The organism is Arthrobacter sp. FX8, assembly GCF_026723805.1.
In the GTDB taxonomy this organism is placed as follows: domain Bacteria; phylum Actinomycetota; class Actinomycetes; order Actinomycetales; family Micrococcaceae; genus Arthrobacter.
On sequence record NZ_CP113505.1, the window covers coordinates 1847278 to 1868285 of the forward strand.

Annotated in this window: 20 protein-coding genes, 1 tRNA gene, 1 other RNA gene and 3 pseudogenes; 11 read left to right on the forward strand and 14 right to left on the reverse strand. The window is 66.7% G+C overall.

The features are described from left to right. Positions 1–75: 75 nt before the first annotated feature. Positions 76–1161, forward strand: coding sequence for a LacI family DNA-binding transcriptional regulator (locus OUO20_RS08435; RefSeq protein ID WP_018769498.1), 1086 nt, complete (start codon positions 76–78; stop codon positions 1159–1161). Beyond that, the gene (locus OUO20_RS08440) at positions 1161–1922 is read left to right on the forward strand and encodes an alpha/beta hydrolase (RefSeq protein WP_268003236.1); all 762 of its coding nucleotides are present in this window, start codon (positions 1161–1163) and stop codon (positions 1920–1922) included. Before OUO20_RS08435 ends, OUO20_RS08440 begins: the two co-directional genes overlap by 1 nt. A 34-nt stretch (positions 1923–1956) precedes the next feature. Here the strand turns inward: OUO20_RS08440 and OUO20_RS08445 are convergent, their stop codons facing one another. Next, entirely contained in the window at positions 1957–2859 is a 903-nt protein-coding gene (locus OUO20_RS08445; RefSeq protein WP_268003237.1) for an aldose 1-epimerase family protein, read from the reverse strand. A gap of 81 nt (positions 2860–2940) precedes the next feature. Here OUO20_RS08445 and OUO20_RS08450 point away from each other — a divergent pair, with 81 nt between their 5' ends. Beyond that, positions 2941–3648 (forward strand): DNA alkylation repair protein, encoded by a 708-nt coding sequence (locus tag OUO20_RS08450; RefSeq protein WP_018769501.1) that lies wholly within the window; start codon positions 2941–2943, stop codon positions 3646–3648. Positions 3649–3672: 24 nt separating this feature from the next. Here the strand turns inward: OUO20_RS08450 and mptB are convergent, their stop codons facing one another. Beyond that, positions 3673–5229 carry a polyprenol phosphomannose-dependent alpha 1,6 mannosyltransferase MptB gene (mptB, locus tag OUO20_RS08455; protein ID WP_018769502.1) on the reverse strand — a complete coding sequence of 519 codons (1557 nt, stop codon included), beginning with the start codon at positions 5227–5229 and terminating at the stop codon, positions 3673–3675. 154 nt (positions 5230–5383) lie between these two features. Here mptB and orn point away from each other — a divergent pair, with 154 nt between their 5' ends. From orn to def, 3 genes are all read left to right on the forward strand, one after another. Continuing rightward, the gene (gene orn, locus OUO20_RS08460; protein WP_081620198.1) at positions 5384–6013 is read left to right on the forward strand and encodes an oligoribonuclease; all 630 of its coding nucleotides are present in this window, start codon (positions 5384–5386) and stop codon (positions 6011–6013) included. A gap of 129 nt (positions 6014–6142) precedes the next feature. Next, positions 6143–6214: transfer RNA gene (locus OUO20_RS08465), tRNA-His, on the forward strand. Between the two features lie 132 nt (positions 6215–6346). Continuing rightward, a complete protein-coding gene (def, locus tag OUO20_RS08470) occupies positions 6347–6919 on the forward strand; it encodes a peptide deformylase (protein WP_018769504.1) in 573 nt (190 codons plus the stop codon). 37 nt (positions 6920–6956) lie between these two features. On the opposite strand, the gene OUO20_RS08475 is transcribed toward def, so the two are convergent. From OUO20_RS08475 to rnpB, 6 genes are all read right to left on the reverse strand, one after another. After that, complete coding sequence (locus OUO20_RS08475; protein WP_134164638.1) at positions 6957–7754, reverse strand: HNH endonuclease family protein; 798 nt, start codon at positions 7752–7754, stop codon at positions 6957–6959. Between the two features lie 127 nt (positions 7755–7881). Further along, positions 7882–8091, reverse strand: coding sequence for a hypothetical protein (locus tag OUO20_RS08480; protein ID WP_018769506.1), 210 nt, complete (start codon positions 8089–8091; stop codon positions 7882–7884). A 74-nt stretch (positions 8092–8165) separates the two neighbouring features. Then, positions 8166–9644 (reverse strand): glyceraldehyde-3-phosphate dehydrogenase, encoded by a 1479-nt coding sequence (locus tag OUO20_RS08485; RefSeq protein WP_081620199.1) that lies wholly within the window; start codon positions 9642–9644, stop codon positions 8166–8168. 269 nt (positions 9645–9913) lie between these two features. Then, complete coding sequence (locus OUO20_RS08490; RefSeq protein ID WP_268003238.1) at positions 9914–10036, reverse strand: tryptophan-rich sensory protein; 123 nt, start codon at positions 10034–10036, stop codon at positions 9914–9916. Continuing rightward, positions 10024–10446: a TspO/MBR family protein gene (locus OUO20_RS08495; protein WP_268003239.1), complete on the reverse strand. Its 423-nt coding sequence runs from the start codon at positions 10444–10446 to the stop codon at positions 10024–10026. Before OUO20_RS08495 ends, OUO20_RS08490 begins: the two co-directional genes overlap by 13 nt. Before the next feature lie 44 nt (positions 10447–10490). Continuing rightward, positions 10491–10878, reverse strand: an RNA gene (rnpB, locus tag OUO20_RS08500) — RNase P RNA component class A. A 56-nt stretch (positions 10879–10934) separates the two neighbouring features. On the opposite strand from rnpB, the pseudogene OUO20_RS08505 reads away from it, so the two are divergent. Further along, positions 10935–11698: pseudogene (locus OUO20_RS08505) on the forward strand (YaaA family protein). 9 nt (positions 11699–11707) lie between these two features. Here the strand turns inward: OUO20_RS08505 and OUO20_RS08510 are convergent. Beyond that, entirely contained in the window at positions 11708–12445 is a 738-nt protein-coding gene (locus OUO20_RS08510; RefSeq protein WP_056390741.1) for a zinc ribbon domain-containing protein, read from the reverse strand. Positions 12446–12554: 109 nt separating this feature from the next. Next, positions 12555–13478 carry a Nif3-like dinuclear metal center hexameric protein gene (locus OUO20_RS08515; protein ID WP_200831090.1) on the reverse strand — a complete coding sequence of 308 codons (924 nt, stop codon included), beginning with the start codon at positions 13476–13478 and terminating at the stop codon, positions 12555–12557. Between the two features lie 100 nt (positions 13479–13578). Between OUO20_RS08515 and msrA the strand changes: the two genes are divergently transcribed. The 3 genes and pseudogenes from msrA to epsC all read left to right on the forward strand — a co-directional run bounded on the left by msrA (position 13579) and on the right by epsC (position 15726). After that, entirely contained in the window at positions 13579–14103 is a 525-nt protein-coding gene (msrA, locus tag OUO20_RS08520) for a peptide-methionine (S)-S-oxide reductase MsrA (protein WP_018769512.1), read from the forward strand. 64 nt (positions 14104–14167) lie between these two features. Continuing rightward, positions 14168–15103 carry a cysteine synthase A gene (gene cysK, locus OUO20_RS08525; protein ID WP_026265806.1) on the forward strand — a complete coding sequence of 312 codons (936 nt, stop codon included), beginning with the start codon at positions 14168–14170 and terminating at the stop codon, positions 15101–15103. A 39-nt stretch (positions 15104–15142) separates the two neighbouring features. After that, a pseudogene (gene epsC, locus OUO20_RS08530) lies at positions 15143–15726 on the forward strand (serine O-acetyltransferase EpsC). A 79-nt stretch (positions 15727–15805) separates the two neighbouring features. Here epsC and gndA read toward each other — a convergent pair. Further along, a complete protein-coding gene (gene gndA / locus OUO20_RS08535) occupies positions 15806–17245 on the reverse strand; it encodes an NADP-dependent phosphogluconate dehydrogenase (RefSeq protein WP_018769515.1) in 1440 nt (479 codons plus the stop codon). Positions 17246–17476: 231 nt separating this feature from the next. Between gndA and OUO20_RS08540 the strand changes: the two genes are divergently transcribed. After that, on the forward strand, positions 17477–18202 hold the full coding sequence (locus OUO20_RS08540; RefSeq protein WP_018769516.1) for a FadR/GntR family transcriptional regulator: 726 nt from the start codon (positions 17477–17479) through the stop codon (positions 18200–18202). Here the strand turns inward: OUO20_RS08540 and OUO20_RS08545 are convergent. The 3 genes and pseudogenes from OUO20_RS08545 to OUO20_RS08555 form a co-directional block, all read right to left on the reverse strand. Continuing rightward, positions 18183–19265 (reverse strand): L-idonate 5-dehydrogenase, encoded by a 1083-nt coding sequence (locus tag OUO20_RS08545; RefSeq protein ID WP_268003240.1) that lies wholly within the window; start codon positions 19263–19265, stop codon positions 18183–18185. The genes OUO20_RS08540 and OUO20_RS08545 overlap by 20 nt on opposite strands. After that, a pseudogene (locus OUO20_RS08550) lies at positions 19265–20034 on the reverse strand (SDR family oxidoreductase). The gene OUO20_RS08545 and the pseudogene OUO20_RS08550 overlap by 1 nt, the downstream one beginning before the upstream one ends. Then, positions 20031–20960, reverse strand: coding sequence for an NAD(P)-dependent oxidoreductase (locus OUO20_RS08555; protein WP_043424978.1), 930 nt, complete (start codon positions 20958–20960; stop codon positions 20031–20033). The pseudogene OUO20_RS08550 and the gene OUO20_RS08555 overlap by 4 nt, the downstream one beginning before the upstream one ends. Positions 20961–21008: the final 48 nt, after the last annotated feature.

Below are 21008 nucleotides of genomic sequence, written 5' to 3' on the forward strand. Positions count from 1 at the left end.
AGCGCTTTCCGGAAGTAGTTTGAACTGTCATAATGTGCTTAGCCTTTGAGCCCGTACCGACCACCAGGAGATGCAGTGGCTGCAAGTACCCTTACCGAGGTGGCCCGCCTGGCCGGCGTCTCGCCCGCCACCGCTTCCCGCGTGCTGAATGGCTCGGCCCGTAAACCGGGCAAGGACATTGCCGACCGCGTCCGGCAGGCAGCTGAATCGCTGGGCTATATCCCCAACGCCCAGGCGCAGGGCCTGGCGAAATCCAGCTCCGGCCTGATCGGCCTGATTGTGCATGACATTGCCGACCCCTATTTCGCGGCCATCGCCAGGGGCGTGCAGGAAGCCGCCCGGGAACAACGCAAAATGGTGCTGCTCGCCACCACCGGAGGCGGCCCGGCCGAAGAGAAGGAAGCAGTGGCCGCCTTCGCGGCGCGGCGCGCGGACTCCATTGTGATCGCCGGTTCCCGTTCCTGCCGGGAAGAGGACCGGGAGGGCAACGCCGAACTGGCTGCCGAACTTGACCGCTACTGCCGCAACGGCGGCCGGGTTGCCGTGGTGGGACATCCCGTCGTGGGTGCAACCGCTCCGGAGGGGTACCACGTGGTGAAAGTCCCCAACCAGGAGCTGGCCGGGCAGCTCGCCGCCGGGCTTGCGGAAGGCTGGGACGGCGACTTCGTGATCATCGGCGGCCCTGAGGGCCTCCTGACGTCCGACGACCGTGTCCGCGGCTTCCAGGAAGGGTTGGAGCGCGCCGGGCGGCGGCCGGCAGAGGTGCTCCGCACGGCCTTCAACCGGTCCGGTGGATATGAGGCAGGACTTCAACTGGCCGCCAGGATCAAAGCAGCCCAGTCCGGGGACGGGGCCGCACCCAGGCTGTGTATTTTTGCGGTCAATGACGTCATGGCCATCGGCGCCGCAGCAGCCCTGCGGTCCGAGGGGCTGCGGATCCCCCGCGACGCAGCCATCGCCGGCTTTGACGACATTGAAACCCTCCGCGACTTCCGCCCCGCCCTGTCCACTGTCCGGCTGCCCCTGGAAGACATCGGGCGCCTTGCCACCAGGGCCACTGGCCGGAATCCGGCCGACGGCGACGGCGGCGAGGTGGAGGCCGCTCCCGGCGGCATCACCGGAGAGGTAACCCTGCGGCGCAGCACGGAAGCGGCAGCCTGATGGCACCGCGGGGACTTACCGCGGTGGCCGCCCGTTCCGGCGCCGCGGGCCCGCGTCCTGCCATCCTGGTCCTGCCGGGCGGGGGCTATGCCCGCCAGGCAGACCACGAAGCCGAGCCGGTGGCAGAATGGCTTGCCGCACTGGGGATCCACGCCTTCGTCCTCCGCTACCGGGTGGCCCCGGACCGGCACCCGGCCCCGCTGGAAGACGCCAAGGAAGCCATGCTCCACATCCGGAACGGGGAGCACGGGCTCCCCGTGGACGCGGAGCGCGTCGGCGTCCTGGGATTCTCCGCGGGCGGGCACCTGGCCGCCACCTTGTGCACGGCGGCTGCCACGGGGAAGCCGGACCTCGACAATCCCGCGGCGGTGCCGGATCTTTCGGTGCTGTGCTACCCCGTGGCGTCCCTGACCCACGAAGCCCACCAGGGCTCGGTGGCCAACCTCCTTGGCGACGCACCGCCGTCGGCCCTCCTCACGGCACTCTCGGCGGAGCTGAACGTCACGCCCCGCACACCGCCGGCATTCATTTGGCACACCGCCGACGACGAGGCCGTCCCGGTCAGCAACAGCCTGAACTATGCCAGGGCACTGATTGCTGCCGGCGTTCCGGCGGAACTGCATGTTTTCCCTGAAGGACGGCACGGGCTGGGACTCGCGGCCGGCGAACCAGGGCCCGGGCAATGGACGTCCCTGTGCGCGGCGTGGCTGCAGCGCGCCGGATGGGCCGGCTCCCCGGCCGGCACGGCAGCAGGAAACTGAGACCGGCCCTGCCGGTGGCCGGAAGGGCGGCCTGCTAGGGCAGCGCCCGGATGGTCCAGTCCGCGGAATGTGATGCGCCGGGCTGCAGGTGCACCAGGTCCGTGCCGGAATGCAGGGCATCCGGAGGGCACGTCATGGGCTCAACGGCCAGGCCGAGCCGGTCCGGGCCGGCAGGCTTGTCCCCCGTATGCACCTGGACCCAGGGCCACTCCGCCCCCCATTCCAGTTCCACGCCGGTCCCCGACCGATCCAGCACCCGGACGCGTGCCAGGCCGGCGGCGTCCCGGGAGATGTCCGTGAAGGCGTGGTCGATCTTCACCTCTCCCAGCCGGCGGGGCGAGCGGAAGTCAAAGGCACCTGCGCCCACCTCCCGCATCCCCACGGGAAGCAGCCGGTCCGGCGTGACCTCCAGGTAGGCAGCGGCCGGAAGTTCCAGCGACCAGTCATCCAGCGGGGAGGGCCCGGCCACCAGGTAGGGATGTGGGCACACCCCGTAGGGCGCAGCAACGGGGCCGGCATTGACGGCCAGGACGGTGCTGTGGAGCCCGTCAGCGGAAAGCGAGTAGGTGACGCTGAGGTCCAGGTCGGCCGGGTACTCCGGGCCTGACGGGATGCGGCAGCCCAGGACCGCCCGGTCCGCGGCCGCCTCCAGCACCTTCCACGCCTGATGGATGGCCAGGCCGTGCAGCGCGGCGCCGCGTTCGGGTTCGTTGACGGCGGCCGTGTACGGTTTCCCGGCATAGGTGTAGGTGCCGTCGGCCAGCCGGTTGGGCCAGGGCGCGCAGATGACGCCGCGGTAGTCAGGCACGGGGCCTTCGGGCCCGAAGCCCACCACCAGGTCCCGGTTCCCGTGGCGCAGTTCGCGGAGCGCCCCGCCGCGCCGGGTGACGACGGCGGAGTAGGGTCCGTGGGCGAGGTGGATCTCGGTGCCGGGCATGGATTCCCCCAGGTTCTGATTGTGTTAGCGCTCACCAGCGTACCCCACCCCGGCCCTTGGCGGGTGGCTAAAGTTGGCCCCATGGACACCGCCGCCGACCAGGAGCTCATCGCCGCCGTCAAAGGCGCGCTCCGGGAACTCGCCAACCCGGAGCGTGCCACCGGCGCCCAGGCCTACATGAGGTCAGCGATTCCCTCGCTGGGCGTCCGGGTTCCGGACGTGCGGCGGATCGCGGCCCGGGCTGCGGCTGACTTTCCGCCCGCCTCTGCCGGGCAACTGCGCGCCACGGTACTGGAGCTCTGGCGCACCTCCACCTTCCGGGAGGAACGGTATGCGGCCATAGACCTGACCGGGCACCGGCTGGTGGCCCGGGACCTGGACATGCTGCCCGTCTACGAGGAGATCATCCGCACCGGCGCCTGGTGGGATTTCGCGGATGGCGTGTCCGGCCGGATCTGCGGGCTGCTGCAGGCGCACCGGGCCCCGGTGTCGGCAACCCTGAGGCTGTGGAGCCACGACCCCGAGCTTTGGATCCGCAGGGCCTCCATCACGTCGCAACTGCGTGCGAAGAAGGACACTGACACCGCGTTGCTGGCGGCCGTCATTGAGCCGAACCTGGCGGACCGGGAGTTCTTCATCCGGAAGGCGATCGGCTGGGCCCTGCGCGAATATGGCAAGACGGCGCCGGAGTGGGTGGAAGCCTTCGTCGCCCGGCAGGGACCCGCCATGAGCGCGTTGTCACGCAGGGAGGCCCTGCGCGGGATCGCCGCCGTACCGGCGCCGCAGTAGTGCGCCTGGCAGATGGGCGTACGGCTAGATCACGGGACGTTCGACGACGGGCTCGTGCGTTTTGCGGAACAGCCTGCGGGTGCCGGGGTCCCAGAAGATCAGGTACAGGGCGAACAGGAGAGCCGTCAGCGCCGCGGCGATCCGTGCCAGGGCAAGGGCGAAGCCCAGATCCTGGGTCTGCAGGTAGGGGAAGACGTCCAGCTGGTCCGAAATGGCGTAGATCATGAAGAACGACACCACGAAGTACAGGGCCTTGACCTGCCAGTCGTTGCGGATCCCGGTCACGGCGAAGAGCGGGATCAGCCAGACGACATACCAGGACTGGATGATGGGGGCCAGCAGCACCACGGCGGCGAAACCGAGGGCCAGCCGGCGCATCAGCCGGTCGTAGTCCCCCTTGAGGATCTGCCAGGCGACGATGCCCACGGCAAGCAGCTTCCCGGCGTCGAACACCCAGCCCGCCGGCACCGACCCGTCCAGGCCGAACGCGTTGGCCAGCGATCCCACCACCATGCCGATCAGCCCCACCGGGGCATACCAGATGGAGATGCTGCCGGGAGCGGACAGCCCGTTGATCCAGCCGAAGCCGAATCCGTTGACCAGGCTCATCGCGGCCAGGAGCGCGAGGCTGATGCCGGCCGTCAACGCCCAGAAGGCAGCCTTCCGCAGCCAGCCAGCATTCTTCCCTGCCCAGAGGAGGCCGATGAACGGCAGGAAGACGATGGTGATGGGCTTGACGGCGATGGACAGGGTCACGATCACAATGCCGAGGATTTCCCGGCGGGTGGCGGAGTAGTACAGCCCCGCCAGGGCCAGCCCGATCATCAGGGAGTCGTTGTGCACGCTGGCGATGAAGTTGGTCAGGAAAAGCGGGTTCGCCACGGTCAGCCAGAGGGCACGGTGCGGGTTGACGCCGTGAAGTTCCGCGAGCCGGGGCACGTAGATGACGCACAGGACCACGCCGGCCACCGCCACCAGCCGGAACAGCATGACGCAGGCCTCCGGCTGGACGTTGGTAGCCCAGACGACAAATTGTTCAATCCACAGGAACAGCTGGCCGTAGGGAACCGGGGCTTCGGTCCACATCTTGTCCGCGCCGAGCTGGAAGTAGTTGGACAGGGCGGAGATGCCGTTTTCGTAGGGGTTGAAGCCCTCCACCATCAGCCGCCCCTGCCCGATATAGGCGTAGACGTCACGGCTGAAGAGCGGCACGCTGAACATCATGGGAAGCCCCCACGCCGCAAGCGCGGCCAGGGTGGCCCGCCGCGCCTGCGGTCCCCACACCCGGACCTTCTGGCCAAGGCGCAGCCAGGCGCGCACCAGCAGCATGCCCCCCACCGCCACCAGGACGATGGACAGGGCCACGCCGGGGGCTTCAGTGCGCATCCAGATAAACAGGGGCATGCGGCGCAGTTCCGATACCGGGGCCAGCCAGCCCACGCCGAAGGATCCGAACAGCATGAACACGGACCCCAGGAAACCGACAAGCAGTGGCGAGCGCGGATTGTCCACCTCGGCACTGCCCGTTCCAGCACTGCCGGCCGCCGCCATCTCCCCCGTTGCGGGCACAGGCGCCGTCATCTCAGGATTGTCCAATCTTCTTGCGTTTCCGCGGTTTGCCCGGCGCGCCGCACGGGCCGGCCAGGACATGGTTCAGGGCGGAAGGGCGACCCGCCGCGTACCCGAAATCCTAGCATCGGCAGGGGGTCCGGGAGTGTAACGGTAGGCTGGTCCGGTGCCTATATCTAACGAACGAATCGTCTGGATCGACTGCGAAATGACCGGTCTGGACATCAAGAACGACGCCCTCATCGAGGTGGCAGCCCTGGTCACCGATTCGGAACTGAACATCCTGGGTGACGGCGTTGACGTGGTCATCAAACCCGACGACGCCGCGGTTGCACAGATGTCCGACTTCGTCCGGGACATGCACACCAAGTCGGGGCTGCTGGCGGAACTTCCGCACGGCAAGACGATGGCAGAAGCCGAGGCCGCGGTAATGGAGTACATCTCCGCCTGGGTTCCGGATCCACGCAAGGCGCCGCTGGGCGGCAACTCGGTGGGCACGGACCGCGTGTTCCTGTCGCGGGACATGCCCGCCGTGGTGGAACATCTCCACTACCGGGTCATCGACGTCAGCACCATCAAGGAGTTGTCGCGCCGCTGGTACGCGCGTGCCTACTTCCAGTCACCGGCCAAAAAGGGTGGACACCGCGCACTCGGGGACATCAAGGATTCGATCGATGAACTGCGGTACTACCGCGAAGCCGTTTTCGTCCCCGCGCCCGGACCTGACAGCGCCACCGCCCAGAAGATCGCCCAGGGGATCACCACCGGCGGGTCCGCCGGGCAGTCCGGGGAGTAATCTGCGCCACGTTTCGGTGAAATTTGGCGAAAATCGCTAAAAGTGGACAAAGCACTCCTTCCGAACAGGTAAGCTATTTGAGTTGCGTTTCCAGGGAGCCGCTAAGGCGGATTTCACTTGAAGCACATGGTGGGCGTAGCTCAGTTGGCAGAGCGCCTGGTTGTGGTCCAGGAGGTCGCGGGTTCAACCCCGTCGCTCACCCTCACGGGGCGGCACATGCAGCCGTCAACTTGGGAGGCCGCACCGGATATCCGGTGCGGCCTCCTTGTTGTGCCCCACCGGGGGTACGCGCAGGAAAACCGGGGACACCGCGAAAGCCGAGGGACAACTGATATGACCGTTCTGCCAATCACCATCTGGGGCGAGCCTGTCCTGCACCGGCGCGCGGCCGAGGTGGAGGTTTTCGACGACGAACTGCGCACCCTCATTGCCGACATGTTCGAAACCAACGAAGCCGCGCATGGCGTGGGCCTCGCCGCCCCGCAGATCGGCGTGGGCAAGAGAATCTTCGTTTACAAGTACGCCAACGACGATGGCGCTCCCCCAAGCGGTGTACTGGTGAATCCCGTGCTGACACTGTCCAAGGTCTCCGGCGCGGCGCCCGACCCCGACGAGGAGGAGGAGGGCTGCCTTTCCTTCCCCGGTGAGCAGTATCCGCTCAAGCGGGCCGAATGGGCCCGGGTGGAGGGGTTCGACGGCTTTGGAAACCCGGTGAAGTTTGAGGCAACGGGCTGGTTCGCCCGGGTAATCCAGCACGAATACGACCACCTGGACGGAAAGCTGTATGTCAACCGGCTGATTGACCGCTATTCCCGCAAAGCCAGGAAGCAGGCGAAGAAAAACGGGTGGGGCGTGCCGGGGTTGACGTGGATGCCCGGCGTGGACCCGGATCCGTTCGGCCACTGACAAGTTCGGCCACTCATCCCTTCCGGGCAGGTCCCCGTCAGCGGGCAGTGATGGTTTCCTGCCGGGGGCAGGAGCCGAGGACACGCTTCATGCCGTCCTTCTCGGCAGCCGTCACCCACAGGCCGTAGGCGGCCTTCACAGAGATCTGGCGGGCCACGTAATGGCAGCGCAGTGCGGTGTTCTTCGGCAGCCACGTGGCGGCGTCCGCTGCGCTCTTCTGCTGGTTGGCAGCGCCGTCCGCGGCAATCAGGTTCAGGGGGTCGTTGGCCAGGCTCTGGCGTTCCTTGGGCGCCAGGCCCTGGGCCCCCTTCTGCCAGGCATCCCCGAGCGCCACCACATGGTCGATCTGGACAGCCCGGCTGCTGTCTGAACCGCGCTGGAAGTCCACGTCCTGGCCTGTATAGGGTTCCCGGAAGTGACCGGCCGTTACCTTGCAGGTGGAGCCTTCGGCGAACACCACGCCGGCAAGGTCCCGTCGCAGGATGTCATTGCGGGTATCGCAGCCGTTCCTGTCGACATCCAGCCACGCCGGGCCGAAGGCCTCGCGGCTGTAGCCGGTGTTCGGTGCCCGGCCCTTCACGGCGAGGCCGTCGAGTGCAGAGAGGGCACTGCCCGCCGGTACAGGGTTTGGTTCCTGCACCGGTTTCATCCACGCGGCATCGAAGACCGGCGCCTCGGTCGGGCCCTCCGGCGCCGGCCCTGCGGCTGCAAACTGTCCTGCGGTGAAGAACCACGACAGGGCAGCGACAATGCATACTGCGGCCGTTGCCAGCAGCGCCCAGGCCTGCCGGGAACGGCGGCGTGCGCGGCGGTAGGCAGCCCAGTGGACGGTCAAGGCGTCGACGCCGGAAGGGGAAAGTCAGGCACCCCAAGAGCCTAGGACAAAGGGCACCCCAAGCCGGTGATATCCACACTGTTGAGGACGAGTGATGGCTCACACGGCCGGCGCGGCCGCCTTTGGGCTACTGCTCCCTGGTGACCCTTCGAAGGTCTTCCTCGGCAATGGCCAGCAGTCCCTCGAGCTGGCGCACGCGGTCTTGGCTGACATCCCCGGCCGCGTGTGCGGCGCGGGCGCGTTCAAGCAGCCGTACGGCTTCCTTGTGGTTCGCCTTGGCCACGTCCAGGGCGTGTTCGAGGGTGGTGTCGTGCTGAAGAGTCGATTCGTTGTCCATGCCACCAGTGTGGTCCCCTTTCCCGGCTGATTCCAGAGAACCAGCCGGGAATTCGCTGGACGTGGCGGACAGGGTCAGACCGCGATGGCGGCCAGGGCGGCGGCGCTTTCCTTGGCGGGGAACGACGGCGGGTTCACGCCGGCCATTTCCTCCATAACGCGCACCACCTGGCAGCTGTAGCCAAATTCGTTGTCGTACCAGACGTAGAGGACCAGGTTCTTGTCCGTGGAGACCGTAGCGAGTCCATCAACAATGCCGGCGCGGCGGGAGCCGACAAAGTCGGTGGAGACAACCTCGGGTGAGTCGATGTAGTCGATCTGCTTGCGGAGGTCCGAGTGCAGCGACATTTCACGGAGGTAGTTGTTGACCTCGTCCTTGGTGGTGCCGTTTTCCAGGCTGAGGTTCAGGATGGCCAGCGATACGTCCGGGGTGGGGACGCGGATGGAGCTGCCCGTCAGCTTTCCGAGCAGTTCGGGCAGGGCTTTGGCCACTGCCTTGGCGGCGCCGGTTTCGGTGATGACCATGTTCAGGGCTGCAGAGCGGCCGCGGCGGTCGCCCTTGTGGAAGTTGTCGATCAGGTTCTGGTCGTTGGTGAAGGAGTGGACGGTTTCCACGTGCCCGTGCACCACGCCGAACTTGTCGTTGATGGCCTTCAGCACGGGGGTGATGGCGTTGGTGGTGCAGGACGCCGCGGAGACGATCCGGTCCGAGTCTGTGATGTCCCGGTGGTTGATGCCGTGGACGATGTTCTTCAGCTCTCCCTTGCCCGGTGCGGTCAGGAGGACCCGCGCCACGCCCTTGCTCTGCAGGTGCTGGGAAAGTCCCTCGGCGTCGCGCCAGCGGCCGGTGTTATCCACCACCAGGGCATCCTTGATGCCGTAGGCGGTGTAATCGATGGTGGCGGGGTCGTTGGAGTAGATGACCTGGATCTGCACGCCGTTGGCGGTGATGGTGTTGGCGTCCTCGTCGATCCGGATGGTGCCCTCGAAGGACCCGTGGACGGAGTCGCGGCGCAGCAGGCTGGCGCGCTTGGAGAGGTCGTTGTCGGAGCCGCGGCGCACCACGATGGCGCGCAGGCGCAGTCCGTGGCCGCCACCGGCCTTTTCGATGAGGAGGCGGGCCAGGAGCCGGCCGATGCGGCCAAAGCCGTAGAGCACGACGTCGGTGCTGGTGCGGTCATCGCCGCCCCGCTTGCCAACGATTTCGGCGAGCTCAGCGCGGAGGAACTCCTCCAGGGTGGCGCCGTTGCCTTCTTCCTTGAACTTCTGGTTCAGGCGGGCGATGTCGATCGCGGCAGCGCCCAGCTCCAGTCCGGCCAGCGTGTTCAGCAGGGGCGCGGTGTCCTCGAGGAGCAGTTCGTCCTTGCTCATCCGGCGTGCAAAGCGGTGCGCCTTGAGGATGTTCATGGTGGACTTGTTGATCAGGCTCCGGCCGTGGATGCTGGTGACCACGTTGTTTTCGCGGTACAGCCTGCCGATCACCGGGATCATGGCCTCGGCGAGGGCCTCCCGGCCCATCCACGTATCAAGACAAGAATCAGACGTCTGGCTCACAGAAATACCTTCCTCGGTTCAGCCGTGTACGTCCTCGTACACAGATGTAGGCCACCTGATGATGTCCAGGGGCACCCGCGCCTGCAGGGATGGCCCCCAGGCGCCTGGATCGCGTGCAAAGAAAAACCGCCGGTTGCGAACGCAACTTTCGGCGGTAGAACTCCTGCGTCCGGGATCCATTCTAATTTGGCCCGCCGCCGGGAACACGCTTGCGCTGCGTGAAATCACTCACATGGCCGGGATGCCCCGCAGCCGTGGTGTTGCCGGACTCAGTTGTGGACGGCTGAGTAGAGGTTCAGGCTGGCGGAAAAGACAAGCCAGGAAAAGTACGGCAGCACCAGGAGGCCGGCGGCGGCGTCCACCGGCCCGAAGCGCAGGATCAGGAATACCAAGGTTCCGGCGAGTGCGCAGATAACCCCGAACGCAGCCCAGAGGGCGGCAGCTCCGAGCATTGGGTACAGGGCAAAAAGGCCGCCGGCCACGCCGCGTTGAGCAGCAGCTGGACAATGTAGCCTGCACGGGTGCTCCCGGTCAGGCCGCCCTTGCGCCAGACCAGCCACGCGGCTGCCGCCACGCCGGTGTACAGCGCCATCCAGGTGCTCCGGAACATCCACGGCGGCGGCATCCACGGCGCCTTCACCGAACCGGCGTACCACCCGTTGGAATTCAGGATGATGGGAACCGAAGCGATGACCCACGCCGCGGCGGACAGCGCCAGGAACCCGCCAAGCGCAATGACCTGGGAACGGATGCCGGGGACGCCGGCCCGGGCGGCGGGACGGGGATCAGGAATAACGGGCACGGTCCAGCATCCCCAACGCATCGCCCTAGGTCAAACGCGGAATGTGGATGGGACAGCCGGTACGCCGGGTTCTGTTCTCCCCTGCCGTTACCGGAAAGGGAGCGACGGCCATCCATCTACGAGTACCGTTGCCGGCACCCTCCAGCGGCCTACCCGGACACTCGGGCGGGCAGCCCTCGAACGTGTCCTGTCTGGCCTTGCTCCGGGTGGGGTTTACCTAGCCTTCCCGGTCACCCGGGAAGCTGGTGGTCTCTTACACCACCGTTTCACCCTTACCTGCCCTTCCCGGCCAAAGCCGGCAATGCAGGCGGTCTGTTTTCTGTGGCACTGGCCTGCGGGTTACCCCGAGTGGGCGTTACCCACCACCCTGCCCTGCGGAGCCCGGACGTTCCTCGAGCCACTTGCGTGACGCGCGGCCGCCTGGCTGTCCCATCCGCCGTCCAGTCTACCGGCGCCGCCACCCGCTTTTGCGCCGGTAGGATCGGACGGTGCTGATTCTGCTTCCCCCTTCCGAAGGCAAGACACCCGCGCTCCGGGGACCCGCCGTCGACTGGTCCACGCTCGGCTTTCCGGAATTGAACCCCTACCGCGCCAAGGTCCTCGAAGCGCTGGGAACCGTCAGTGCCCACCAGGACGCCCTCGCCCTGCTGGGCGTGGGCGCATCACTGCGTGAGGACGTGGAACGCAATACTCGCCTGGGCGCCGAGCCGGCAGCGCCCGCACACAGCATCTATTCCGGCGTCCTGTACGACGCCCTTGGCTATCGGAGCCTGACACCGGCCCAGCGGCGCAAGGCGGACGCGTCCGTCCTGGTGATCTCGGCCCTGTGGGGTGCCCTTCGCTTCGGCGACAGCGTCCCCGCCTACCGGCTCTCCATGGGCACGGCACTGCCCGACGTCGGCAGGCTGGCCCCGTTCTGGAAGACGCAGCTTGGCGAAACCCTGGGCAGCGCCGCCCGGGGGCACCTGGTGGTGGACTGCCGGTCCAGCACCTATGCAGCCGCCTGGGCACCGCCGCCGGAGCAGACCGTGGCGGTCAACGTCTTCACCGAAACAGATGGAGTCCGCAAAGTGGTGAGCCACTTCGCCAAGCACACCCGGGGGAACTGGCGCGGCACCTGCTGGTACGCCGCGGTAAAGCCCCGGCGGCGCCGTCGGACCTTTTGAAGGCTGCCCGCGAGAAGTGGGACGCAGAACTGGTGCCGGGCACGGCCCGCAGGCCGCACGCCCTGAACATCATCCTGCCGGGCTGATCCGCCCGGTCAGGACCACTCGTCCGAGCGGACCAGGATGGCGCCGGAGTCCGGGCAGAACACGATGTCGTCCGCGGCCGAAGCCTTGATCTCCGCGAGGTCGCCGGGGCTGAGCTTCATGCCGGAGGCTTCGGAGGTGCCGTGGAACAGCCGGGCCGCGCCCACTCCGCGCTTGGCAAGCGTCTTTTCATAAACCGCCAGCATGCCCGCCTCCAGGCCTGCAGCGAATGCGGCGCGCTGCGCGCGAAGGCCTGCCGCTTCCGTTTCCACCTCCGCGAGGGCCGCGTCAAGCTCGGCCCTGATGGTGGCAAAGGAGCCCTGGATGTCGTCGACAATCTGCTGCTGCGCCGCCTGCCGTTCCCGCAGGCTGTCCAGCCGCTCCATGACCTCCAGCTCCACGTCCTCAAGGTCAGAGCGCCGCTTGTTGAGCGAGGCGATGTCTTTTTGCAGTGCAACCAGGTCCTTGGAAAGGCCGGTGCCGCTGTTGAGCCTGGCCTCGTCGCGTTCGATCCGTGAAGCAACCTGTTCGACGTCGGCTTCCGCCCGCTTAAGCGCGGCCTCGGCATCGTGCACGGCCACCTTGGCTGCTCCCAATTCACCGTTGGCAACAGAGAGCGCGGCTTCGAGGTCCTTGATGCGGGGATCGTTTTCCAGCGTGCGCCGGCGGTTGGTGAGGCCCTTCAACCGGGCGTCCAGCCCCTGCAGTTCAAGCAACTTCAACTGTTCCGCCGGTGCTGCCTTGGCCACTGTTACCTCCGATAAATCCCTTCCGGCCGTAGCCGGGCACCGAACCGGCGCTTCCTAGACTCTAGCGCGTGGCCCCGTTTCCCTGCCTCGACGCATCCCGGGCTGCTGCCTAGCCCGGCGTGAGGATGAAGTCCCAGGGGTCGCTGTTGGTGGTGCTGACCTGGATCTCCACCTCGTGTCCCTGGTCAGCCAGGACGTTGCCCAGGGCGGCCGCGGCCGCAGGCAGCCAAAGCCATTCACTGGCGAAGTGCGACACGTCCACCAGGTACGGCCGTCCGTTGAGGGCGGCTTCGCGCGCCTCGGATGCCGGGTGGTGGCGAAGGTCCGCGGTGACGTAGACGTCGGCGTTGCTGGCGCGCACCTCATTGAACAGCGAATCGCCGGCACCGCCGCACACCGCGATGCGCCGCACCAGTCCGTCCTTGTCGCCGGAGACCCGCACTCCCCCGGCCACTGACGGAAGAATTCCAAACACCCGGGCCGCGAAGTCGCCCAGGCTCATGGCATCCGCCAGGTCGCCCACGCGGCCAATGCCTTCCTCCGGGAGCCCGTTGGCTGCCACCGTGAGCGGGGCGACGTCCTGGAGCCCCAGGGCGTCAGCCAGGACATCGGAAACGCCTCCGACGGCGGAGTCGCCGTTGGTGTGCACGGTCAGCAGTGCCGTTCCCGACTCGATGAGCCGGTGGACTGCCCGGCCCTTCGCCGACGTGGCGGCGACCGACGTGACGCCCTTCAGCAGGAGGGGGTGGTGGGTGATGAGCAGTTCGGCTCCCCACTCAACGGCTTCCTCGATGACCTCCAGCGTGGGATCAACCGCAAACATCACCTTGGTGACGGCGGCGGACGGGTGGCCTGCCACGAGCCCTACCTCGTCCCAGTTTTCCGCCAGGGACTCCGGCCACAGTTCCTCAACTGCCAGGAGCAGTTCGGCCAAAGTGGGAGCGTCCGCGGAACCGGCCGGAGCCGGCGTGTCGGAGGAGGCTTCGCCGTCGTGATCTGCCTGGCCGGTAACGTCGGTGTCCACAGGTTCCATAGTCTTAGTTTTACCCCATCGGCTTGCGGCCGCCGCAGTTTGCGGCATGGCGCGGGGCCGGCAGGGGAATGATCCCGGGCCGTCAACCATTGAAGAGGTCATGAAAACTTTTGTTCTTGGCGGAGGTTGCTTCTGGTGCCTTGACGCCGTCTACCAGAAGACACGGGGTGTCACCTCGGTGGTGTCCGGCTACACCGGCGGGCACGATCCCCATCCGGACTACTACTCGGTCTGCAGTGGAACCACTGGCCACGCGGAGGTGGTGGCGGTGACCTTCGACGAGGAGGTTATCCCCGCGGAAGTTGTCCTTGACATGTTCTTCGCCCTTCATGACCCCACCACGCTGAACCGGCAGGGATACGACGTGGGCACCCAGTACCGTTCCTCGATGTTCTACGAGACCACGGAGGAGAAGATCCTGTTCGAGGAAGCCATCGAACGCAACCAGGCGCTGTGGCCGCATCCCATTGTCACCGAGGTCAGCCGCCTGCCGCGGTTCCACGTGGCGGAGGAATTCCATCAGGATTACTACGCCAAACACCCGGAGCAGGGGTATTGCCAGGTGATCATCAACCCCAAGCTGGCCAAGGCCCGGAAATATTACTCTGCATGGCTTAACGCTTAGCCTCCGTTGCGCGGCCTCGTTAGGCTGACCTCAGTATTCACCCCTTAGAGATAGGCGTATGTACATGGCACGGATCTATGACGATGTGACGCAACTGGTGGGCGGGACCCCACTGGTCCGGCTGAACCGGCTCAGCGAGGGGCTGGACGCCACCGTTGCCGTGAAGCTGGAGTTCTACAACCCGGCCAACAGCGTCAAGGACCGCATCGGCGTTGCCATCATCGACGCCGCGGAAAAATCGGGCGCCCTCAAGCCCGGCGGCACCATCGTCGAAGGCACCTCCGGCAACACGGGCATCGCCCTCGCCATGGTGGGTGCCGCCCGCGGGTACAAGGTCATCCTCACCATGCCTGAGACCATGTCCACCGAGCGCCGGGTCATGCTGCGCGCCTTCGGTGCCGAGATCGTCCTGACCCCGGGATCCGAGGGCATGCGCGGAGCCGTGGAAAAGGCCCAGGAAATCGTGGCCAACACCGAGAACTCCATTTGGGCCCAGCAGTTCGCCAACGAAGCCAACCCGGAGATCCACCGCAGGACCACCGCCGAGGAAGTCTGGGAAGACACCGACGGAGGCGTGGACATCTTCGTGGCCGGCGTTGGCACCGGTGGAACCATCACCGGCGTCGGGCAGGTCCTGAAGGAACGCAAGCCCGGCGTACAGATCGTGGCGGTGGAACCCAAGGACTCCCCCATCCTGAACGGCGGCGCCCCCGGCCCGCACAAGATCCAGGGACTGGGCGCCAACTTCATCCCGGAGCTGCTGGACACCAACGTCTACGACGAGGTTATTGACGCGAACCTGGAGGACTCGGTCCGCGTTGCGCGCGAACTGGGCATCAAGGAAGGCATCCTGGGCGGCATCTCCTCCGGCGCCATCGTCTGGGCCGCGCTGGAACTGGCCAAGCGTCCGGAAAATGCCGGCAAGCTGATCGTGGCGGTCGTTTGCGACTTCGGTGAGCGTTACATCTCCACCGTGCTCTATGACGACATCCGCGGCTGATCAGCCCGCCGTCCGCCCGTTTCCTGTAGAAAGAACTTTGTGGGCTTTTTCGCAAGACTGAAGGAAGACCTCGACGCCGCCCGGTCCCACGACCCGGCGGCTCGAGGTTCTTTGAGAACTTTTTCGCCTATTCCGGCCTGCACGCCATCTGGATCCACCGGCTGACGCACCGCATGTGGCAGAACCCGTCGCTTCGCTTCCCGGCGCGCCTGCTGTCCCAGCTGGGCCGGTCCTGGACCGGTATTGAGATCCATCCGGGTGCCACGATCGGACGTCGTTTCTTCATTGACCATGGCATGGGTGTGGTCATTGGCGAGACAGCCGAGATCGGCGAGGACGTGATGATCTATCACGGCGTCACGCTCGGTGGGCGCTCACTTGCCCGGATCAAACGCCACCCCACCATCGGTGACCGGGTCACCATCGGTGCCGGAGCCAAAATCCTGGGGCCCATCACCATCGGCCGGGACAGTGCCGTCGGCGCCAACGCCGTGGTGGTGAAGGATGCGCCGCCGGAATCGATCGTTACCGGTGTTCCGGCCAAATGGAGGCACCGGGACGCGCAGCGGGAAACCAAGCCCGCCGTCGATCCGGCCGAATACGACATCGAGTACCGGATCTAGAAGTACCAGGCACAGCAAAAGGCGGGCAGTTTCCCGGAGAACCGGGAAACTGCCCGCCTTTGTCATGCGGCGGCAGCTGCTAGTGGGTGTCCACCGCTTCAACTTCGGACTTGTCCTCGCCCCAGAGGGTGTGGAAGGTTCCCTCGGTGTCGATGCGGCCGTAGGTGTGTGCACCGAAGAGGTCGCGCTGGCCCTGGATCAGGGCGGCGGCTACGCGCTTGCGGCGCAGGCCGTCGTAGTACGCCAGCGATGAGGAGAACACCGGCACCGGGATGCCGAGCTGGACGGCGGTGGCAACAACGCGGCGCCACGCCGGCAGGGCGTCTGCAATGGCCTTGGTGAATGCCGGGGCGAACAGCAGGTTGGCCGGCTTCTGGTCCGCGGCGTAGGCCTTGGTGATGTCCTTGAGGAGCTCGGCGCGGATGATGCAGCCGGCGCGCCACAGGGAGGCGATCTCGTCCAGCTTCAGTTCCCAGCCGTATTCCTTGGCGGCCGAGGTCAGCATGTCCAGGCCCTGGGCGTAGGAGACCAGCTTGGAGGCGTAGAGCGCCTGGCGGACGTCCTCAACGAAGCTTTCCGGGATCTCGACGTCGGCCTCGTTGCCTGCCAGCAGTTCCTGGCCCAGCCTGCGCTGCCCGGCCTGGGAGGAGAGGGCGCGGGCGAAGACGGATTCGGCGATGCCGGACACCGGCGAGCCGAGTTCCAGGGCGGAAATGACGGTCCAGCGGCCCGTACCCTTCTGGCCGGCGGCGTCGACGACGACGTCAACGAACGGCTTGCCGGTCTTGGCGTCCACGTGGCCCAGGACCTCGGCGGAAATCTCGATCAGGAAGGATGAAAGCTCCCCCTTGTTCCATTCGGTGAAGATCTTGGCCTGTTCGGCGGGCTCGATGCCGGCACCGGAGCGGAGCAGGTCGAAGGCCTCGCCGATAACCTGCATGTCGGCGTATTCGATGCCGTTGTGGACCATCTTGACGAAGTGGCCGGCGCCGTCGGTGCCGATCCAGGCGCAGCAGGGCTCGCCGTCGACCTTCGCGGAAATCTTCTCCAGCAGCGGGCCGAGGGCCTTGTAGGACTCCTTGGAACCGCCGGGCATGATGGACGGGCCGTTCAGTGCACCCTCTTCGCCGCCGGACACACCGACGCCCACGAAGTGCAGGTCCTTCTTGGCCAGTGCGGCTTCCCGGCGGCGGGTGTCCTCGTAGTGGGAGTTGCCGGCGTCGATGATGATGTCGCCCGGCTCCAGGAGCGGCTCCAGCTGCTCAATGACGGAATCGACCGGCTTGCCGGCCTTGACCATGATGAGCACCCGGCGGGGCTTTTCCAGGGAATCAACAAGTTCCTGGAGGGTCTCGGTCCGGACGAAGTCGCCTTCGGAGCCGTGCTTCTCCAGCAGCGCGTCGGTCTTCTCCACCGACCTGTTGTGCAGGGCAACCGTGAACCCGTTGCGGGCCAGGTTGCGGGCCAGGTTGGCGCCCATGACGGCGAGGCCGGTGACACCGATGTGTGCTGCAGACATCAATAACTCCAATTCATTGTTTGCCCCGGTTGCCGGCTTCCGCAGGCGGGAAGACACCGGGGCAGATCAGGGGGTCGGAATAAAGCATATATATTCTCGCTGTGACGCGAAAGTAACAGCTGCGTAATGGAACCATTGTTTCGGTGCCGGTTCAGGTTGGCCACCCTGCGAACCACCGCGGCAGCGGGCGCACGCACAACCGGGCGTCGGCCAGCAACTAGGCTTAGCAGCATGACCAGCAGCCTCCACCACCGTGCCATCGACAACCTGGGCACCCGGATTATCTCGGGGGATCTCCCGGCGGGCCACGTCATGCTGGCGGAGCAGTTGGAGGATGAACTGAAAGTGTCCCGCTCGGTGATCCGGGAAGCGGTGCGGGTCCTGCAGTCGCTGGGGCTGGTGGAAACCACCAAGCGGGTGGGCATCCGTGTGCTGCCGGCAAGCCGTTGGAATCCTTTCGATCCCCAGGTGATCCGGTGGCGGCTGGCAAGCGACGCACGCGGCGCGCAGCTCCGCTCCCTCGCCGAACTGCGCGCCGCGGTGGAACCCGCGGCCGCCGAACTGGCGGCACAGAATGCCCCTGCACCGCTGCGGATGGAGCTCGTGGACGTTGCCCGTGCAATGCGGGAGGCCGGCAACAACGGCGAAGTTGCACGCTTCCTGGAACTGGACATCCGGTTCCACTCCCTGCTGCTCTCCGGCTCGGGCAACGAGATGTTCGCCAACCTCATGGGCCAGGTGGCCGAGACCCTGACAGGCCGCACCGTTCATGGCCTGATGCCCGACCACCCGCACCAGGCCGCCCTCCAGTGGCACGAGGATGTGGCGCAAGCGATTGCCAGGGGCGATGCCGCGTCCGCGCGCGAAGCCTCTGACCGGATCATGCGGCGCACCATGTCCCAAATGGCCGACACCTGGACGGAACAGCCACGGGTGTTTATCCCCGTTCGACAGTAGCTTCGCTCCGGGGGCCGAAGCTGAGGAGGACTTTTCCGGATTCGGCGGAGTTGCGGGCCATGGTGAAGGCTTCCAGTGCGTTGTCCACGGGGTATTCGTGGGTGATGACGGGCTCGATGTGCAGGGTCCTGTCGGTGAGGGCGGCGATGACGTTATCGATCTCGTCGTTGAACCGGAAGGAGCCTTTGAGGTCGAGTTCGCGGGTGATGGCCAGGGAGATCAGTACCGGCTGCGGCCCGGTGGGCAGCAGGCCCACCATCACCACGGTGCCGCCGCGGGCCGCGCCCTGGATGGCGGAGGCCAGGCCGTGGTGGTTGCCGGAGGATTCAATCACGACGTCGGCCTCCACGGCGGCGATCGCCTCCGCATCGCCGGCGGTGATCACCTGGTCCGCTCCCACGGCTTGGGCGATTTCCAGTGGTGTGGGGTGCACGTCGACGGCGGTGATCCGGGCCGCGCCGGCGCGTTTCAGGACGGCGACGGCGAGGGCCCCAATGGGCCCGGACCCGATCACGAGCGCCGATTTGCCGGCCACGTCCCCGGCCCGGGAGACGGCGTGCCAGGCCACGGCGGCCGGCTCGATCAACGCGGCGGTCCGCAGGCCAACACCGTTGGGCAGGGGCCGGAGCATCCGGGTGGGGAGGTTCACGTACCGGCTGAACGCCCCGTCCGTGTGCGGGAACCGCGCGGCACTGCCCAGGTAGGTGCAGCCCGGGGACAGGTTGGGCCGGTCCGCCGGGTAACGTGCGGCACCCGGGCCCGGGGTGGCCGGATGGACCGCCACCGCAGTGCCCGCGGCCGGGCCGGTCCCGTCAGCCGCGGCCCGGACCACCGTCCCGGAAATCTCATGGCCCAGCACCAGCGGCGCCCTCAGGATCGACTCCCCGGCCGCGCCGTGCAGCCAGTAGTGCAGGTCCGACCCGCAAATCCCGCCGAACGCCACCTCGACCACCGCCTCATCCGCGGCCGGAGCGGTAAGGGCCAGCTCGTCGATCCGCAGATCGTTGGCGGCGTGCGCCACCACGGCCGGGCCGGACACGGGGAGTGCTGTTTCCAGTGCCATCAGACCACCACCGTCATTCCGCCATCGATAAAAATAGTCTGCCCGTTCACGAAATCAGACCCGTCCGAGGCCAGCCACACGGCCGGCCCGGCCAGGTCCTGCACGGTCCCCCACCGGTTGGCCGGGGTCCGGCCCAGGATCCAGGAGTTGAACTGCTCATCATCCACCAGGTTCTGCGTCATCTCCGTATGGATATAGCCCGGCGCGATCCCGTTGATCTGCAACCCGGACCCGGCCCACTCCGCCGTCATCGCCCGGGTCAGGTTCCGCAGCCCGCCCTTCGCCGCAATGTACGGCGCGATCGTGGGGCGGGCCAGGTCCGTCTGTACCGAGCAGATGTTGATGATCTTCCCCGCCCCCGCGGGATCATGTACCGCGCTGCTTCCCGGCCCACCAGGAACGCGCTGGTCAGGTCCGTGGAAATCACCCGTTCCCAATCCTTCACGTCCAAATCCAGCATCGGCACACGGTGCTGGATCCCTGCATTGTTCACCAGGATCTCCAACGGCCCCACATGCTCCTCCACCCATGCCACCCCGCGCGCCGCCCCGGCGTCGCTCGTCACGTCAAAAGCGACACTGTGAACCCGGCCCGGAGCGTAGTCGGCGGCCATCGCCGCCGCGGCATCCTTGAGCCGCTCCCCGTTGATACCGTTCAACACCACCGTTGCCCCGGCGTCGGCCAGTGCCCGCGCCAACGCGTTGCCAATCCCCCGGCTGGACCCCGTCACCAAGGCAACCCGGCCGGTCAAATCAAACAAAGAACTCATGGTGCAACTGTTCCTTCCGCCGCTCCCGCGGCTCCTTGACTGAGGTTGGAGACCACCTGCCGCACGACGGCAAGGTCCTGGTCGCCGTGGCCCTGGCGCCTTAGCTCCGCGTAGAGCTCGATGCCGGCCGCTGCCATTGGGGTTGCCACGCCCGCCGCCTCGGCGGCATCCAGCACAAACCCAAGGTCCTTGTGCATGAATTTGGCCGGGCCGGTGGGGGTGTAATCCTTGCTGACCAGGCGCGGGCCCACGATCTCCAGGACCCTGCTCGCGGCCAAGCCGCCGGACAGGACCTCGAACAGTGCCGCCGGATCCAGCCCGGAGCGTTCGGCAAGTTCGGCAGCCTCGGCAAGCGCCGCCGTCGTGGTCCCCACCACCAACTGGTTGCAGGCCTTGGCAAGTGAGCCCGCGCCCAGTGGGCCAAGGTGGCGCACTGTGGTACCCATGGTCCGCAGCAGGGGCTCAACGCGGCGGAAGGACTGTTCGTCGTCCGCGCCTGCCATGATGGCGAGGGTGCCGTCCGCCGCACCCTTGGTGCCTCCGCTCACGGGTGCATCCACGACCCGTGCGTTGCCGGAACTGAACTCCCGGACGCGCCGCCCGAATTCCTGTACGCCGGTGGGCGAAACGCTGCTCATGACCAGCAGGACGGTATTCGGTGCCGGCGGGTTCTGCTTCCAGCTCTCCAGCAGGTCATGTGCTGTTTCCTCTATGTGTGGCAGGTCAGGCAGCATGAACACGATGGCGGGGAGGTTCCGCATCTCCACGACCCGCTCAACGGCACACCCGCCGAGGTCCTGCAGCCGGGTGAGCGCTTCAGGCGACCGGTTCCAGCCGCTGACCTGCCAGCCCCCTGCGATGGCATTGGAAGCCATCAAATTACCCATATGCCCCAGGCCCACGAAGCCTGCCCGCTTGTCCTCCATGATCTGCCTCACATCGTCGTGCTGGAAAGAGTTGTTCAATATCCTAGT